Below are 16,531 nucleotides of genomic sequence, written 5' to 3' on the forward strand. Positions count from 1 at the left end.
GCCGTTAGTTTGAGCTAACGGCATTTTATTAAGTATATAAATGACTTATTATTACTATTTCTTCTTCGCCTTAGCATTTGGTAAATCAGTGACTGAGCCTTCATAAATTTCAGAGGCTAAGCCAATTGATTCATGCAATGTTGGGTGAGCATGAATTGTTAATGCAATATCTTCGGCATCGCAACCCATTTCGACAGCTAAGGTGATTTCACCAAGTAATTCACCGCCATTTGCACCAACAACCGCACCACCTAATAAGCGATTATCTGCTTTATTGAAGATCAGTTTTGTCATCCCTTCAGAACAATCAGAAGCGATGGCTCGTCCTGAGGCTGCCCATGGGAAAATTGATATTTCATAATCAATACCTTTTTCTTTCGCTTCTTTTTCAGTTAAACCTACCCAGGCAACTTCCGGTTCTGTGTAAGCGATAGAAGGAATGGTTTTTGGATCAAAGAAGTGTTTTTTACCTGCAATTACTTCTGCTGCCACATGACCTTCGTGTACGCCTTTGTGAGCAAGCATTGGTTGACCAACAATATCTCCAATTGCATAGATATGCGGAACATTGGTACGCATCTGTTTATCGACTTCGATAAATCCACGGTCAGTAACATTAACGCCTGCTTTTTCCGCACTAATTAATTTACCATTTGGTGTACGACCAATAGCCACTAATACCGCATCATAAGTATGAGTTTCGGTGCTGCCGTCTTTCTTTTCCATGGTGACATAAATTGCATCATGTTTTGCTTCAACGGTAGTAACTTTAGTTTCCAATCGTAAAGTGAATTTCTTTTGGATCTGCTTAGTAAAGACTTTAATTACATCTTTATCTGCAGCCGGAATCACTTGATCAAACATTTCAACTACATCGACTTCTGAACCAAGTGCATGGTATACAGTCCCCATTTCAAGACCTATAATTCCGCCACCCATTAATAATAATTTTTTAGGAATGGTGGTTAAAGCTAAGGCATCTGTAGAATCCCAAATACGAGGATCATCATGTGGAATAAAAGGCAACTTGATTGGACGAGAGCCCGCTGCAATAATTGCATTATCAAAGGTGATCTTAGTGATTCCTTTTGATGAAGTTACCTCCATTGTATGACTACCAGTAAACTGTGCTTCACCTTGAATAACATTGACTTTGCGCATTTTGGCCATACCAGCTAGTCCATTAGTCAGTTGACTAATGACTTTTTCTTTCCAGCCACGCACTTTGTCTAATTCAAGTCTAGGTGTACCAAAATGGATACCATGTTCGGTTAATGATTTTGCTTCATCCATTACTTTAGCAACATGAAGTAATGCTTTTGATGGAATACAGCCTACATTTAAACAAACACCACCAAGTGTTGAATAACGTTCAACAAGGGTAACTTCTAGTCCAAGGTCTGCAGCACGAAACGCAGCGGAATACCCCGCTGGTCCTGCTCCTAAAACCACAACTTGTGTTTTAACATCTTGACTCATAATTTGATCTCCTTAATTACATCACTAAACGACGTAAGTCGGATAAGACGTTAACAATATGGCTTAAGAAGCGTGCACCATCAGCACCATCAATAACTCGGTGATCGAATGATAATGATAATGGCAACATTAGCCGTGGTGTAAACTCTTTGCCATTCCAAACTGGTTTCATGCTAGAGCGAGATACACCTAAAATACCAACTTCTGGCGCATTAACAATTGGTGTAAACGAGGTTGTACCAATGCCACCAAGGCTAGAAATAGTGAAACATCCACCTTGCATATCGCTACCTGTCAATTTACCTTCACGTGCCTTTTTAGAAATTGCCGCAAGCTCACGAGAAAGTTCAACAATACCCTTTTTATCAACATCTTTAAATACTGGTACTACAAGACCATTTGGTGTATCGACAGCAACGCCAATATTAATGTATTTTTTGATAATTAAGGTTTGGGCATCTTCAGATAATGAGCTATTAAAGCGTGGATACGCTGTTAATGCACTTGCTACCGCTTTCATGATAAACACAAGTGGCGTGATCTTAAGATCAAGTTTTTTCTTATCTGCTTCTGCATTTTGTTGCTTACGGAATGCTTCTAAATCAGTAATATCTGTTTCATCAAATTCTGTCACATGCGGAATCATTACCCAGTTACGGTGTAAATTTGCACCTGATACTTTTTGAATTTTAGTTAATGGTAAACTTTCAACTTCACCAAATTTGCTAAAATCAACTTTAGGCCATGGTAATAGACCAGGTAATGCCCCACCTGTAGCGCCACTTTCAATTTGTTTAACAGCATTTTTTACGTAAGTTTGAATGTCTTCACGTAAAATACGGTTTTTAGGACCTGTAGCGGTAACTTTTGCTAGATTTACCCCAAATTCACGTGCTAAACGACGTACAGATGGTGTTGCATGAGCATAAGCATCGTTTTCAACAAACTCATTGCTTGATGAAGCAGGCGCTGATTTTGCAGTAACTGGTGCTGGCGTTGGCTCAGGTGCTGCTTTTTCAGCAACAGGAGCTGCGGCAGCTGGAGCTGCTTGAGTAACTGGAGCTGCACTAGATGTGGTTTCAAATTCCATGATTTTGGAACCTGTTTTTACTTTATCACCCACTTTTATCGTGATACTTTTAACCGTACCAGCAATGGTTGCTGGTACTTCCATTGAGGCTTTATCACCCTCAACGGTAATTAATGAATCATCAACAGATATAGTATCGCCTACTTTTACCAAAATTTCCGTTACTTCGACTTCATCACCACCAATATCTGGAACTTTTACATCTACAATTTGGCTAGTTGCAGTTGGTGTTACTTCAACTTTTGGTGCTTCTTGTGCTGTAGCTGGAGCGGCAGTTTCGCTACCTTGCCCATCAAAGACCATAATGTCAACGCCTGTTTTGACTTTATCGCCAATTTTTACAGAAATAGATTTAACAATACCAGCCTGTGGTGCTGGAATTTCCATTGATGCTTTATCACCTTCAACTGTCATAATTGACTGATCAGCTTCAACTTTATCGCCTATTTTAACCAGAATTTCGGTTACTTCTACTTCGTCACCACCGATATCAGGTAATTTGATTTGAATACTCATTATAATAACCTCTTATGCAATTCGTGGATTAAGTTTATCGGCATTGATTTCGAATTTTTTGATCGCATCTTCAACAACGCTAACTTCAATATCGCCACGTTTAGCAAGTTCACCCAATGCTGCAACCACAACATAAGATGCATCGACTTCAAAGTGATGACGTAAATTTTCACGGCTATCACTGCGACCGAAACCGTCAGTACCGAGTACTCGATAGCTTTCAGCAGGTACAAATCCACGAATTTGCTCAGCAAACAATTTCATATAATCAGTTGAAACCACCGCTGGATTGTTATTCATAATTTGTGCAACATAAGGCACTTTTGGTGTTTCACTTGGATGCAACATATTATATCGTTCGCAATCTTGACCATCACGAGCAAGTTCAGTAAATGATGTTACGCTATAAACTTCTGAGCTAATACCATAATTTTTAGCTAAGATTTCAGCCGCTTCACGAACATGGCGTAAAATAGAGCCTGAACCTAGTAACTGAACAGTCGGTTTGCCTTTTTGACCCTCAACGGTATCTAGTTTATAAATACCTCGTCGAATACCCTCTTCTGCACCTTCTGGCATTGCTGGTTGTGCATAGTTTTCATTGAGAGTTGTAATATAGTAGTAAACGTTTTCTTGCTCACCATACATGCGACGTAAACCGTCTTGCATGATTACCGCAACTTCATAAGCATAAGCAGGATCATATGATATACAGTTAGGGATAGTTAATGCTTGAATGTGACTGTGACCATCTTGGTGTTGTAGACCTTCACCATTTAGCGTTGTTCGACCAGAGGTTCCACCAATCATAAATCCACGAGCTTGTTGATCACCTGCTGCCCACATTAAATCACCAATACGTTGGAATCCAAACATTGAATAGTAAATGTAGAATGGAATCATTGGGAAATCATTTGTGCTATATGAAGTGGCCGCAGCAATCCAAGAGGCCGTTGCACCACATTCATTAATTCCTTCTTGAAGAATTTGACCTTTCTCATCTTCACGATAATAAGCCACTTGTTCTTTATCTTGTGGTGTATATTGTTGACCGTGTGGATTATAAATACCAATTTGACGGAATAAACCTTCCATACCAAAAGTACGTGCTTCATCAGCTAGAATAGGTACTAAACGTGGAGCAAGTTCTTTATCCTTAAGCATAATATTAAGCGCACGGACAAATGCTATAGTGGTTGATATTTCTTTCGATTGAGCTTCAAGTAATGACGCAAATTCACTTAATGGAGGAATTGAAACAGTTCCTGAAAAATGAGTTAATCTAGATGGTACATAACCATGTAACGCTTCACGACGCTCATGAATGTATTTGTATTCTGGCGTGTGTTCCTCAAATTTGATGTATGGTAATTTTTCAAGTGCTTCATCTGTCACTGGAATATTGAAGAAATCGCGAACATGACGCACGCCATCCATATTCATTTTTTTCACTTGGTGAGCGATATTTTTTGCTTCAGCAGCAGCCCCCATACCATAACCTTTTATGGTGTGAGCAAGAATAACAGTTGGACGATCTTTAGTTTCTTTTGCTCGTTGGAATGCAGCAAACATTTTAGCAGGATCTTGACCACCACGGTTTAATCTAAAGATTTCTTCATCAGACATATCTTTAACTAATTCAGCGGTTTCAGGGTATTTACCAAAGAAATGCTCGCGAACATAAGCACCGTCTTTTGATTTTAATGTTTGATAATCACCATCAAGTGTTTCATTCATTAGTCGAATTAACTTACCAGACTTATCTTTTTGGAGAAGTTTATCCCAACGGTCACCCCAAAGAACTTTAATTACGTTCCAACCCGCACCAGCAAATACACCTTCTAGTTCATTGATAATTTTGCCATTACCCGTTACTGGACCATCTAAACGTTGTAAATTACAGTTGATAACAAAAACTAAATTATCTAGTTTTTCACGTGTTGCAACGGTAATTGCACCTTTTGATTCTGGTTCATCCATCTCACCATCACCTAAGAAAGCATAGACAGTTTGTTCAGAAGTATCTTTCAACCCACGATTTTCTAAATATTTTAAGAAACGTGCTTGATAAATGGCATTAACAGGACCAAGCCCCATCGATACTGTTGGAAATTGCCAAAATTCTGGAAGCAATTTAGGATGAGGGTATGATGGTAAACCTTTACCATGAACTTCTTGACGGAAATTATCTAATTGCTCTTCGGTTAAACGTCCTTCAATAAAGGCTCGAGAATAAATACCTGGTGAGATGTGCCCTTGGAAGTAAATTAAATCACCGCCATCTTTTTCATTACGAGCACGGAAAAAGTGGTTAAAACAGACTTCATAAAAAGTAGCTGCAGATTGGAACGATGCCATATGGCCACCAAGCTCTAAATCTTTCTTTGAAGCTCGTAACACCATCATAATTGCATTCCAACGGACAATTGAACGAATACGTCTTTCTATTTCCCAATCGCCAGGATAAGCAGGTTGCTCTTCTACTGGAATAGTATTGACATAATTGCTTGTTGAAGATCCAAAAAGTACTGGAACACCCCCATCTCTCGCCTTATTAACTATTTGTTCAATAATATACTGTGCTCGTTCGATTCCTTCTTCTCGAATAATAGACTCAACACTTTTGAGCCAATCTTGTGTTTCAATGGGATCGACATCATTCATTTGCATGTCCGACATATAAAAACCTCTTTTTTGTTTAGAAAAATGCATTATTTGCTATCCTTAATTACATTAAAAAACGTAACCAAAAAAGCTTAAACTCTGCATTACGGAGCTTCATTAATATCAGTCTGCCATTTAAAAAAAAAAAGTAAAGCAAACTGTGGCTTTGAAAAGAACGTTAATTCCTATTAAATTAATCAACTATTTCAATATTAGTAATGAAATTGATGTTATTTATATGATAAATAAGTAAATTTCACCTAATGATACATATAAATGTTATTCCTAATAGCTATTCCAATAATAACTACAAGTTGTCAAGTTATTATAAAATCTGTTATATACTCGTAAAAATTTCGATAATACTACTTGAAGATAACAGAAAAAACTATGATCATTAATAATGTCATAATCAAAGACTTAAAAATTAAACCATATGTGTATACCTATCAAGCTATGCATGACTTTACGAAACAACGTGATGAGCATTCTCTTGATGAAATCTGGTTAGTCGAACATGAGCCTGTATTTACCCAAGGTAAAGTTGGTAAAGCTGAACATTTATTAAATCAGACAAATATCCCTGTTATTCAGACCGATCGCGGTGGTCAAATTACTTACCATGCTCCAGGTCAACAAATCATGTATATTTTATTTGATTTAAAAAGACTTAAGTTAGGTATCCGAGACGTAGTTAGTTATTTAGAAAATAGTGTCATTCAAACATTGTTCCATTATGGTATTATTGCTCATGCAAAGCCTGATGCACCGGGAGTATATATTAACGAAAAAAAAATCTGCTCACTTGGTTTGCATATCAGTCGTGGCTGCACTTTACATGGACTTGCATTCAATGTTGATATGGATCTTACCCCTTTTAATAACATTAACCCTTGTGGCTATGCCGGATTACAAATGACGCAACTAAAAGAATATGTCTCTCAAATTGACCGTAAAGAGATAAAACAACTATTAACTAATAATTTTATTAAGCAGTTACCTCAAAGATAAGATACCAATTATGCAAAATAATGAAACAAGAATCAGAAGTTCGAAATATCGTGATGCTGACAAGACACGCTTAATTCCAACTGTAACATTAGAAGATGTAGCACCACTAAAAAAACCTGAATGGATGCGAATTAAATTATCTGCTCACTCTGATAATATAGCACATATTAAAAACACAATGCGCAAACATGGATTACATTCAGTCTGTGAAGAAGCTTCTTGCCCTAATTTAGCTGAATGTTTTAATCATGGCACGGCTACTTTTATGATTTTGGGCGATATTTGTACCCGCCGTTGCCCATTTTGTGATGTAGCTCATGGTAGACCATTACCACCAGATAGTAAAGAACCCATTAAGCTAGCGCAAACCATTCAAGAAATGAAATTACGCTATGTTGTTATTACCTCGGTTGATAGGGATGATTTAAAAGATGGTGGAGCTAGCCATTTTGCTAATTGTACTCGAGAAATCAGAGCATTAAACCCAAATATAAAGGTTGAAACATTAACACCTGATTTTCGTGGTTGTATTGATGAAGCAATTGATGTCTTAAGTGATAATCCACCTGATGTATTTAATCATAATTTAGAAAATATACCTCGCTTATATAAAAGGATCCGACCTGGCGCTAACTATGAAGGATCACTTAAATTACTGGCAGCATTTAAAGAACGACATCCTGAAATTCCTACAAAATCTGGGTTAATGGTAGGACTTGGCGAAACAAATCAAGAATTAATTCAAGTGTTAAAAGATTTACGTAGTCATGGTGTTACTATGTTGACGCTTGGTCAATATTTACAACCAAGTAAATATCATTTACCCGTTGAACGTTATGTTTCGCCACAAGAATTTGAAGAATTAAAGCAAACGGCATTAGCTATGGGATTCACTCATGCAGCTTGTGGGCCATTTGTACGTTCATCTTATCATGCTGATTTACAAGCAATGGGCAAAGAGGTGAAGTAATCTTCACCCCTTTTTATAATTCTACTCAAAAGCTAAATCAATTATCCACAACCATAAAACGGCGATTTTCAGTAACGATTTGCAAAAAGATGGGTAAACTAATTTTTTCTGCTTTTTGCAATTTACCATTAATATCATAAATTTTAGAACGACCAAAAGCATCTAAAACAACCGTTTTATCATCATAAAGTGCTGCTATAGTATTTTCATCACCAGCAACTAGCCATTGTCTAGACTTTTGAGTAAATAGATTTTTACCTTGACTGTACAGCTGAGGTGGCGTAGTAACATAAAATGCGTCTTGCATTAATGTAAGCATAATATCAGTTTGCGAAGTTGCTTCTGTTATTTGGGCACGGCCTTTATTTGGCCATGATATAATCAATGGTACTTTTAATGATTCTCTGTTAAAGTCGCTTCCTGCATTGCGTAACGCTACTTTTTTCACTTCGTCAATTTTAATATCATTCGAACCAGTAATAACAATAATCGTATCATCATAGGCATTAGATAATTTTAAATAGGCAATTAATGATTCAATGTATTGATCTAGCCTTTTAGCTTCTGATTGAAGATCAGATATCGTGATTTTTTTATTTTTACTTCCCAATGAATATTGGATTATAGAAAACAGAGGTGCATGATTAGCAAGGCTATTTTGTTCTTCATGCCAAGCCCTCCAGTTTTCTGTTATTTGTTTATTAGATTGTTTTTTAGGTTGTGGTATTGAAAAATTAGATAACAAAGCTGAACGATATAAAGGTTCAGCAAAACCATTTTCCGAAAATAGACCTAAGTTGTAGTGCTGTTTTGTAACGACATCAAGCAATACAGACGGTTTATGTCCAACAAGGATACTATTATAGTAGTTAGGATCTAACCCATAAAACAATGAAAAGTCATTTAAATAGGACTGATTACTTGCTCCATAATGATTAGCAAAGAAAATATTATCTTGAGAAAACTCATTTAACCACGGCATATGTTTAGTTAATAAATTAGTATTCCACCCTTCAATAACAATCATTAACACATTATTTTTTATTGTCTTTTGATTATAAACAATATTTCCTAACGGATATTCAATTGCCATCGCAAAAGGATTCCCTTCTTGGGCAACACGATCACGATAACCATTTTCTTTAATAAAGCCATAACGTTCAAGAAAATGGCGAGCAGTTAAAGGATAAGAAAGTGGTAGGCTTGAACGCTGCATAGTAATTGGTCGATAAAAATTAGCATCAGCCCAGATATGAATCAAATGTGAGGAAACAAAACAAAGAATAAAAAGAATTACTACAGGCTTTGCATAGCGTTTACGTTTACTTAAGCTACGTAACTTTTTCCAGCTCCATACCGAAAATAAAATTTCAATCAACAAAATAAACGGAATAGCAATAAATACCGTACTTAAATAAGTGACTTTTTGCGATGAAAATAATTGCCAAATAGACAAATTAAGGTGCATTCTAAAATGCGAAAAAACTTCAATATCAATAATTAGTAATGAAAGACCTACTGTTGCAAAAACCGTTGCAATTATCCTTTGCCATCTAGATGAATGAATGAAAAAACTTAACGGAAAAAGCAGAATCAAATAAGCAATAAAGGTCAAATAGCTGAAATGTCCGATTGCACTAATAATTGCATAAAATCGCCCCATAAAAGTACGAGGCCAATCTGCAATAAATAAATATTGACTACCTAGTAAAATTACAACAAAAATATTAAACAACGTAAACCAATGCCCCCAACTAACAATTTGTGAGGCACGATAGTCTTTGAAGTAAGTATTTTTGATTTTGAGCATATTAAGTCGTTGCTAATGGTGATTATTAAGATAAATAAACAATAAATTATGTTTTAGTTTACCTGATTTTAAAAAATCTTTCTGTAAATTTTTTATTTGCTACCATAAAGATTTTGGTAATCTGTTGGCGATACATCGGATACTTGTTATAATTTCAAAATGAAATAAGTTAACAAAAAGATAAAAACTTTGGCAATTAAACAACTCAACGCAAAACAGATCCAGCCTGATTTATCCTATATTTCTGAACTTAGAAACAAAACTAATAATTCAATATCATTAGAATCAGAAAAATCAGAACATTTACTCATGTGGCAACCACGTGTGGCCTCTGCCTTAGCACTGTTATGCCCACCCAAAAGAGTATGTTATAGCCCCCGCTTTATGTTGCTTAAAGCACCTGAAAGCGAGCTTTTTTTTGATTTACTAAGACAAGCCATTAAATCTGATTTATCTTCACCTTCATTAGGCTATAGTTATTTTTTTAGCGAAAGTAAAATTACGCTGGCCAATGCAAAGAGCAAACAAGATAATTTTGCAGCTCAAGACAATTGTTTATTTGCATCTTCTGTTGATAGTGAAAAACTATTTGGTTGTGTTAGACAACCTGAAAATAGCCCTATAAAATTACAAGCTGGACTTGTTCATCGTGCTAATGGCGGCATTTTAATTTTAGGCCTTCGCTCACTACTTAGCCAACCATTGTTATGGTCTAAACTAAAACAAATGGTAATAAAGCAAGAGTTTGAATGGGTTTCAGCTGACGAATCTCATCCTTTACCTTTGTCTATTCCTCCTATGCCACTTGATTTACGAATTATTTTAGTTGGGGATAGATTAAGTTTAGCAGAATTACAAGATTTTGAACCTGAATTTTATTCAACTTCTATCTATACTGAATTTGAAAATGAATTACCAGTCAAATCACCCGAGCAAATAGAACGCTGGATTAATTACTTAAAATTTATCGCTAATAAACAACAATTACCTAATATTGACACCTTAGCTTTAGCAAAAATTTACAAAGAGGCTACTCGCTATACTGGTGATCAACATTACCTCCCTCTTTCAGTAGATTGGATTAATTCGCTATTAGTTAATGCTACACACTTTATGCAAAATAATGTAATCGATGAATCAGCCATCACATCTGCTATAAAGCAAAAATCATGGCATGAAAATTATTTGCAAGAAAGGCTACATGAGGAGATATTTAGTAATCAAATAATGATTAATACTAAAGAGCAAGTTGTTGGACAAATAAACGGCTTATCAGTAATTGAATACCCTGGGTATCCAAAAGCGATTGGTGAACCCACTCGTATAAGTTGTCTTATTCATTTTGGTGATGGAGAGATAATTGATATAGAACGCAAAACAGAATTAGCTGGTAATATTCACTCAAAAGGAATGATGATAATGCAGGCATTTATTATGTCTGAATTTGCTATCAATCATCAATTACCTTTTTCAACTTCTTTAGTGTTTGAACAATCTTACAGTGAAATTGATGGTGACAGCGCTTCACTTGCAGGGCTTTGTGCAATCATTAGCGCTTTATCACAACAACCTATTGATCAACAATTGGCTGTTACTGGTTCAGTAGATCAATTTGGTCATGTCCAATCAATTGGTGGAGTGAACGAAAAAATTGAAGGATTTTTTGCTGTTTGTAAACAACAAGGTTTAACTGGACAACAAGGCGTAATTATTCCAGCCACTAATCAACGCCATTTAAGTTTAAATGATGATGTTATTGAAGCAATCGATCAAGGAAAGTTTTCAATATGGTCTGTTGAACATGTTGCTGATGCGCTTTACCTACTAACAGGTATTCCTTATAAAGATAAAGATAGCATTAATCTTTACCAATTGATTCATGCACGTATGCAAGCAGTATTGTTGCAGGACAAAAAACAAGATAGTTGGTTAAGTAGATGGCAAAAATATTGCAAAAAGTAACAATACCAAATAAACTTTGGTACAAAATTTTATTAATTACGGAATAGAAAAAGAAAGTTAGGTAACTTTTAATTTTTCAAAACATGTTTTAATTTACATTAAATAAAAGGTTTTTTTATGACATTTGAACGTAAATCTTCGTACGATAAAGCAGATCTGATTAAATCAGGCAATAATGAGTTATTTGGTCATGATGGACCACCATTACCATCTGATTTAATGTTAATGATGGATCGTATTATCGAAATGAATGAAAACGGAGGTAACTTTGGAAAAGGTTTTGTTGAAGCCGAACTTGATATTAATCCCGATTTATGGTTTTTTAAATGTCATTTTAAAAACGATCCAGTTATGCCTGGTTGCCTAGGACTTGATGCTATGTGGCAATTAGTTGGATTTTATTTAGGTTGGATTGGTGGTAAAGGGAAAGGCCGCGCTTTAGGTGTTGGTGAGGTAAAATTTACTGGCCAAGTACTACCAACCAATAAAAAAGTAACCTATAAAATCCATTTCAAACGTGTTATTAATCGCAAATTAATTATGGGTATCGGTGATGGCGAAGTTTTTGTTGATGGTAAGCTTATTTACCAAGCCTCTGATTTAAAAGTAGGTCTATTCCAAGATACCAACGCTTTTTAATTTAAAGCTACTCATTCTGTCAGCCTTATTAAATACAAGTAAGGTTGACATCATCTCTTTTTTTATTAAATCCATATTTAGTTATAGCATGAATAATCATGTATAATGCTACAAATTTTTATACTTTTTTATTTATAATGAATCGTTTAAAACATTTATTAATTTGTATTATTTTATTTTTTTTATCAAACACGCTAGTTTATGCTGATTTCAGTGGTAAAGTTGTCAAAGTAATTGATGGTGATACAGTTGATATCTTAACTATCAAAAAACAAAAAATCCGTGTTCGTTTGCTTGATATCGATGCGCCTGAAAGTAAACAAGCCTATGGTAATGTATCACGGAAATATTTAGCTTCACTTATTGCTGGTAAAAATGTTTTTGTTAAAGAAAACAAAAAAGATATCTATAAAAGAACCTTAGGTACTATTTTTTTAAATAAAGTTAATATCAATGCCAAAATGGTCGAAAAAGGTTATGCTTGGGCATATCGTTATAAAGGGGTAGCTAATAACAAAATGATGGTAAAATTAGAGACCAGAGCAAAACAAAATAAAAAAGGACTTTGGAAAGATAAACATCCAATAGCTCCTTGGGATTTTCGTCATAATATGCGATAAATTATATTATTTTTTAAATAAATTTGCTTCAGCTTGTTGAAGAAAATCCATACCTTGTCTACAAGCTGGAGCTTGATTATCTGCAGACAGTGACGAAATCTGTTGTTTAGCCAGTTCTACGTTTTGTTTAATCATATCAGATTGTTGTTTAGGAATTACTTTCATAAAACTGTCAAGTTTATCAAAATAGGTTTTACATGATTCATGTTAAATCCGCCATAGTAATTGAAGAAAAGCCTAATAACACAATAAATAGTAATCTTTTCATTTTCTTATATTATTAGTTTATTGCTAATATCATGAAAAATGATAATTAATAGTAGAAATAGCCAGAATATGGCAAAGAATTTAAGGCGGGAAGTCTATCAGAAAATACCCTATCAGTAACAATTTACCGATAGGGTAGCAAAACTAAAAAATAAAATATAAATCTTAGATGATGGTAACATCCGCTGCTGCAGGACCACGAGGACTGTCTTGAATTGAAAATTCTACTTGTTGACCTTCACCTAATGTTTTGAATCCATCGCCAGAAATTGCAGAGAAATGTACAAATACATCTTTGCTACCATCAGCGGGGGAAATAAAACCAAAACCTTTACTTTCGTTAAACCATTTTACTTGACCAGTTTTCTTAGACATAATAATCTTCCTATAAATAAATTAACTTTAGCCCCTAAAGGACTATATTCAAAAACATAAAACCTAGATTACTTATTAACACTAAGAAGAATATACTAAAGAAAACTAATCTCTAAGGTATAGTAAACTACAAACTACATATATCGAAATGTTACAAAATAAATCCGCATGTCGTATGCTTGGGTCTATTTACTCATAATTAGTTTACTAATGCAAGCAATCTTTTTAAAAGATTACTTATTATATCAGTAAAAATAATTCATAACGCTAATTTAAAGATATAACGTTATGAATTTTATAATATTAATCTTTTGCCATCATTTGAGATTTTTTTATCGTTGCTTCCACTGCATCAATAACTGCTGACCTAAATCCTTTGGCTTCAAGTAGTTGCACACCTTCAATGGTTGTACCTGCAGGTGAGCAGACCATATCTTTTAACTCCCCTGGATGTTTACCTGTTTCTAATAATAGTTTTGCCGATCCTAAAACTGCTTGAGCAGCAAACTTGTAAGCTTGTTTTCTTGATAATCCGCCTTTAACCGCGCCATCTGCTAGTGCTTCAATAAACATAAACACAAAAGCAGGGGAAGATCCACTTGCGCCAATAACTGCGTCAATTAAATCTTCAGGAACAACTTCCGTTTCACCAATACAATTTAACAATTGTTGAACAATAGACAATTCTTCATCGGTAATTTCGGTATTAGGGGTAATTGAACACATAGCGGCATTAACAAGGGCTGGTGTGTTAGGCATAACTCGTATAATTTTTTGCTCATAACCCACGCATTTGGCAATTGTTTTAATGGTAACACCTGCCGCAATTGAAATAACGATGGTATTTTTCTTTAATTCTTTTTGAATATCAACAAGTACATCAACAATCACATTAGGCTTAACCGCAACAAAAACTATATCGGCTTCACGAGCAACATCTCTTGCTGAATCAAGATTATTTACTGAATAAGTTTGATTAAGAACTTGACCTTTTTCTTGATGATGATCATAAACATAAATTTGGGTTCCCGGCACAATATTACTACCCAAAATACCTTGCAATATGGCATTGCCCATGTTACCTAAACCAATAAAACCAATTTTTTGTTCCATTTATTTACCACCTTTTTAATATCAATGCTTTTTCACAATTATAGAATATTTTTTGATACAAAACCCACTTTTTAACAATATAGTTTATTGTTAACTATTTTTATAAATATTTTAAATCTAAGGTTAATTTCTATTAAAGTGTGTGCTCAATATTTGTTAGACATTTTACTTTTTAAATAAGAAAAATAGCATTTACTGGCATATTGCTTAAAAACTAATTAGCAACCACATTAATTCTTAGTCTACATCAATGTGAATTTTATTGGTTATCTTGGCAAAAAATTTAGCTTTTTCTTGCCTAAATAACCATGATTAGACGTGTTTTAGATAGTAGCTGCAAACTAAGGTGTAACACAAGCCTATAGTATTGATCCGAATGAAACCTACTGCCAACTATACCAGCATTAGCTTCTACAACATAATTTTCTACAATGCCATTGTTCACTCGTTGGTCTGAAGTCCAATAATGCGCCAAATTAGTGTTATTCCAATCGGGATCTCCTACCCTAAAAAACTCCCAATCACTTTCTTTATAGTAAAGCTGTGTCATACGTCCCCATTCGCTAAGTAATCCCCCCATCCAATAACCATTCGCTTTATAACTAATTTTTCGTAAATAGCTTCCGTCTGTTATACCATTTTGCCAATTTGGCATACCATCATTTCTATTTGCATTGGTAAAGTCAAGCACTTTGGGCATACGATACCCACCACCATTAAAGTTATTACAAAATGCTACTGCATTTTGATAACCGCCTGCACCGCCTTTTTTAGCTACATACCAACGCTCTAACCTAAAACTATACAATGGGTCATTATTTTTATCGTGTAAATAAAATGTTGAAGGAATAAAAGAACTAGGATTACTCTCCTTAGGACCCGTTAAGTTAATTTTTACAAGCCCTGTAGGTAGCGTATTTTCAGCATTTAACGTTAATGTTACCCCTCCCGTCGAAATTGTTCGACCACTTTTATTTACTATATCTTGCGCTTTCATTCCTGCAACACTCAAGTAAAAAAATAAATTATGAGAGCCTGTGGTTGGAAAGTTTGCTCCAGGGTTCGCTGGATTATAAGCATAAAATCCTCTATATTTATTCCACTCGCCATTCGGATCGTTAAGAGAAGAAACTGCACCATCGTAAGGTATATCATTTGATATGCCAATCATATTCTAAGTTAGGCATAGCATAACAGAATTGTGGTTTATCCATTTTGGGATAAAGATAATAGGTATGCCTATTTCCAGTAAATTTATCACTTTCAGAAGGAATACCATATTCTGTCTTAATGCTCACATCTTCCGCTTCTAATGTCAATTGATAAGGAGCATCACAGCCATTTAATGCTTTATCTGAGTTATCCTTCACATAATTAGTAATATCTTGACCATATAAATTTTGCCATTTAATTTTTAATTTACTTGAATTGACACGATGAAGTGTATCGCCATCATCATCCTTCCAATAACCATTGTCATCAATAACTTTATCGGTCAATACTTCTGGATAATCCCTATGAGGTACTAATGTCTTGATATCTGCAAAAGTGGCTGAAAGTTTATCTAACACTAATGGGTTTTCCAGGCTTGAGCTATCATTTGATACAGTAACAATTTTGTTTCCAGGCAATGTTACTGATAATAAGGGACTAACTGAATCAGCATGAGTCGCGCCGCCATCAAAGGTTAAATAAGGCGCAGTACCGTGAATGTAATTAGAAGTAGTAGCCGATAGTGCCTGCGATTCTAAAGAGTACGGCAATAACAACAACGGCGCTAATGCCAATGGGATTTTTGAAAATAGTTTTGTGGATAATTTCGAAAATAATTCGAGAAATGATTTCGAAGATATAAATAAGTTTCGAGTAAAAACTTGTCGAATAGGATTATTTGATAAATTTAAGACATAAGTTTGCCAGTGCTTGTGCCTTGTGCCTTGTGCCTAAAATGGTACTGCATTTCGTTTTACCTGTCAAGTAATATTTTGTTTTATTTGAATTTTTATGTTTATTCG

At 34.9% G+C, this 16,531-nt stretch carries 13 protein-coding genes and 1 pseudogene; 5 read left to right on the forward strand and 9 right to left on the reverse strand.

Annotated elements, in window-relative coordinates; all coding sequences use genetic code 11:
• Positions 1–54: 54 nt before the first annotated feature.
• From lpdA to aceE, 3 genes are read right to left on the reverse strand one after another with little or no spacing between them, the layout of a single operon-like run.
• Positions 55–1,479 (reverse strand): dihydrolipoyl dehydrogenase, encoded by a 1,425-nt coding sequence (gene lpdA, locus A9G38_RS10370; protein ID WP_034909824.1) that lies wholly within the window; start codon positions 1,477–1,479, stop codon positions 55–57.
• Between the two features lie 16 nt (positions 1,480–1,495).
• Positions 1,496–3,085, reverse strand: a complete 1,590-nt coding sequence (aceF, locus tag A9G38_RS10375; RefSeq protein WP_034909826.1) for a pyruvate dehydrogenase complex dihydrolipoyllysine-residue acetyltransferase — start codon at positions 3,083–3,085, stop codon at positions 1,496–1,498.
• Between the two features lie 12 nt (positions 3,086–3,097).
• Entirely contained in the window at positions 3,098–5,764 is a 2,667-nt protein-coding gene (gene aceE / locus A9G38_RS10380) for a pyruvate dehydrogenase (acetyl-transferring), homodimeric type (RefSeq protein ID WP_034909932.1), read from the reverse strand.
• Between the two features lie 375 nt (positions 5,765–6,139).
• Between aceE and lipB the strand changes: the two genes are divergently transcribed.
• Both lipB and lipA read left to right on the forward strand, forming a co-directional pair.
• A complete protein-coding gene (gene lipB, locus A9G38_RS10385) occupies positions 6,140–6,760 on the forward strand; it encodes a lipoyl(octanoyl) transferase LipB (RefSeq protein ID WP_034909828.1) in 621 nt (206 codons plus the stop codon).
• A 10-nt stretch (positions 6,761–6,770) separates the two neighbouring features.
• Entirely contained in the window at positions 6,771–7,730 is a 960-nt protein-coding gene (lipA, locus tag A9G38_RS10390) for a lipoyl synthase (RefSeq protein WP_034909830.1), read from the forward strand.
• Between the two features lie 37 nt (positions 7,731–7,767).
• Here the strand turns inward: lipA and A9G38_RS10395 are convergent, their stop codons facing one another.
• Positions 7,768–9,540: a DUF3413 domain-containing protein gene (locus A9G38_RS10395; RefSeq protein WP_051634115.1), complete on the reverse strand. Its 1,773-nt coding sequence runs from the start codon at positions 9,538–9,540 to the stop codon at positions 7,768–7,770.
• 189 nt (positions 9,541–9,729) lie between these two features.
• Here A9G38_RS10395 and A9G38_RS10400 point away from each other — a divergent pair, with 189 nt between their 5' ends.
• The 3 genes from A9G38_RS10400 (at position 9,730) to A9G38_RS10410 (ending at position 12,761) form a co-directional block, all read left to right on the forward strand.
• Positions 9,730–11,502, forward strand: coding sequence for an AAA family ATPase (locus A9G38_RS10400; protein ID WP_202961518.1), 1,773 nt, complete (start codon positions 9,730–9,732; stop codon positions 11,500–11,502).
• A gap of 117 nt (positions 11,503–11,619) precedes the next feature.
• On the forward strand, positions 11,620–12,141 hold the full coding sequence (gene fabA / locus A9G38_RS10405; protein ID WP_034909831.1) for a bifunctional 3-hydroxydecanoyl-ACP dehydratase/trans-2-decenoyl-ACP isomerase: 522 nt from the start codon (positions 11,620–11,622) through the stop codon (positions 12,139–12,141).
• A 137-nt stretch (positions 12,142–12,278) separates the two neighbouring features.
• Positions 12,279–12,761 (forward strand): thermonuclease family protein, encoded by a 483-nt coding sequence (locus tag A9G38_RS10410; RefSeq protein WP_034909946.1) that lies wholly within the window; start codon positions 12,279–12,281, stop codon positions 12,759–12,761.
• A gap of 6 nt (positions 12,762–12,767) precedes the next feature.
• Here the strand turns inward: A9G38_RS10410 and A9G38_RS12355 are convergent.
• From A9G38_RS12355 to A9G38_RS10430, 5 genes and pseudogenes are all read right to left on the reverse strand, one after another.
• Positions 12,768–12,953: pseudogene (locus A9G38_RS12355) on the reverse strand (DUF5339 family protein); the annotation flags it as partial.
• Between the two features lie 240 nt (positions 12,954–13,193).
• A complete protein-coding gene (gene cspE / locus A9G38_RS10415; RefSeq protein ID WP_034909833.1) occupies positions 13,194–13,403 on the reverse strand; it encodes a transcription antiterminator/RNA stability regulator CspE in 210 nt (69 codons plus the stop codon).
• Between the two features lie 303 nt (positions 13,404–13,706).
• The gene (gene proC / locus A9G38_RS10420; RefSeq protein ID WP_034909835.1) at positions 13,707–14,516 is read right to left on the reverse strand and encodes a pyrroline-5-carboxylate reductase; all 810 of its coding nucleotides are present in this window, start codon (positions 14,514–14,516) and stop codon (positions 13,707–13,709) included.
• 298 nt (positions 14,517–14,814) lie between these two features.
• A complete protein-coding gene (locus tag A9G38_RS10425) occupies positions 14,815–15,687 on the reverse strand; it encodes a hypothetical protein (protein ID WP_034909837.1) in 873 nt (290 codons plus the stop codon).
• The gene (locus A9G38_RS10430) at positions 15,668–16,303 is read right to left on the reverse strand and encodes a hypothetical protein (protein WP_141671799.1); all 636 of its coding nucleotides are present in this window, start codon (positions 16,301–16,303) and stop codon (positions 15,668–15,670) included. Before A9G38_RS10430 ends, A9G38_RS10425 begins: the two co-directional genes overlap by 20 nt.
• Positions 16,304–16,531: the final 228 nt, after the last annotated feature.

The organism is Gilliamella sp. Imp1-1 (assembly GCF_001690415.1).
In the GTDB taxonomy this organism is placed as follows: domain Bacteria; phylum Pseudomonadota; class Gammaproteobacteria; order Enterobacterales; family Orbaceae; genus Gilliamella; species Gilliamella bombi.

What these genes read in the sequence shown, in the direction of transcription:
- lipA (WP_034909830.1), top strand. Translation starts at nt 6,771, where the DNA reads ATGCAAAATAATGAAACAAGAATCAGAAGTTCGAAATATCGTGATGCT.
- A9G38_RS10395 (WP_051634115.1), bottom strand. Translation starts at nt 9,540, where the DNA reads ATGCTCAAAATCAAAAATACTTACTTCAAAGACTATCGTGCCTCACAA.
- aceF (WP_034909826.1), bottom strand. Translation starts at nt 3,085, where the DNA reads ATGAGTATTCAAATCAAATTACCTGATATCGGTGGTGACGAAGTAGAA.
- A9G38_RS10425 (WP_034909837.1), bottom strand. Translation starts at nt 15,687, where the DNA reads ATGATTGGCATATCAAATGATATACCTTACGATGGTGCAGTTTCTTCT.
- cspE (WP_034909833.1), bottom strand. Translation starts at nt 13,403, where the DNA reads ATGTCTAAGAAAACTGGTCAAGTAAAATGGTTTAACGAAAGTAAAGGT.
- aceE (WP_034909932.1), bottom strand. Translation starts at nt 5,764, where the DNA reads ATGTCGGACATGCAAATGAATGATGTCGATCCCATTGAAACACAAGAT.
- lipB (WP_034909828.1), top strand. Translation starts at nt 6,140, where the DNA reads ATGATCATTAATAATGTCATAATCAAAGACTTAAAAATTAAACCATAT.
- proC (WP_034909835.1), bottom strand. Translation starts at nt 14,516, where the DNA reads ATGGAACAAAAAATTGGTTTTATTGGTTTAGGTAACATGGGCAATGCC.
- lpdA (WP_034909824.1), bottom strand. Translation starts at nt 1,479, where the DNA reads ATGAGTCAAGATGTTAAAACACAAGTTGTGGTTTTAGGAGCAGGACCA.
- A9G38_RS10410 (WP_034909946.1), top strand. Translation starts at nt 12,279, where the DNA reads ATGAATCGTTTAAAACATTTATTAATTTGTATTATTTTATTTTTTTTA.
- fabA (WP_034909831.1), top strand. Translation starts at nt 11,620, where the DNA reads ATGACATTTGAACGTAAATCTTCGTACGATAAAGCAGATCTGATTAAA.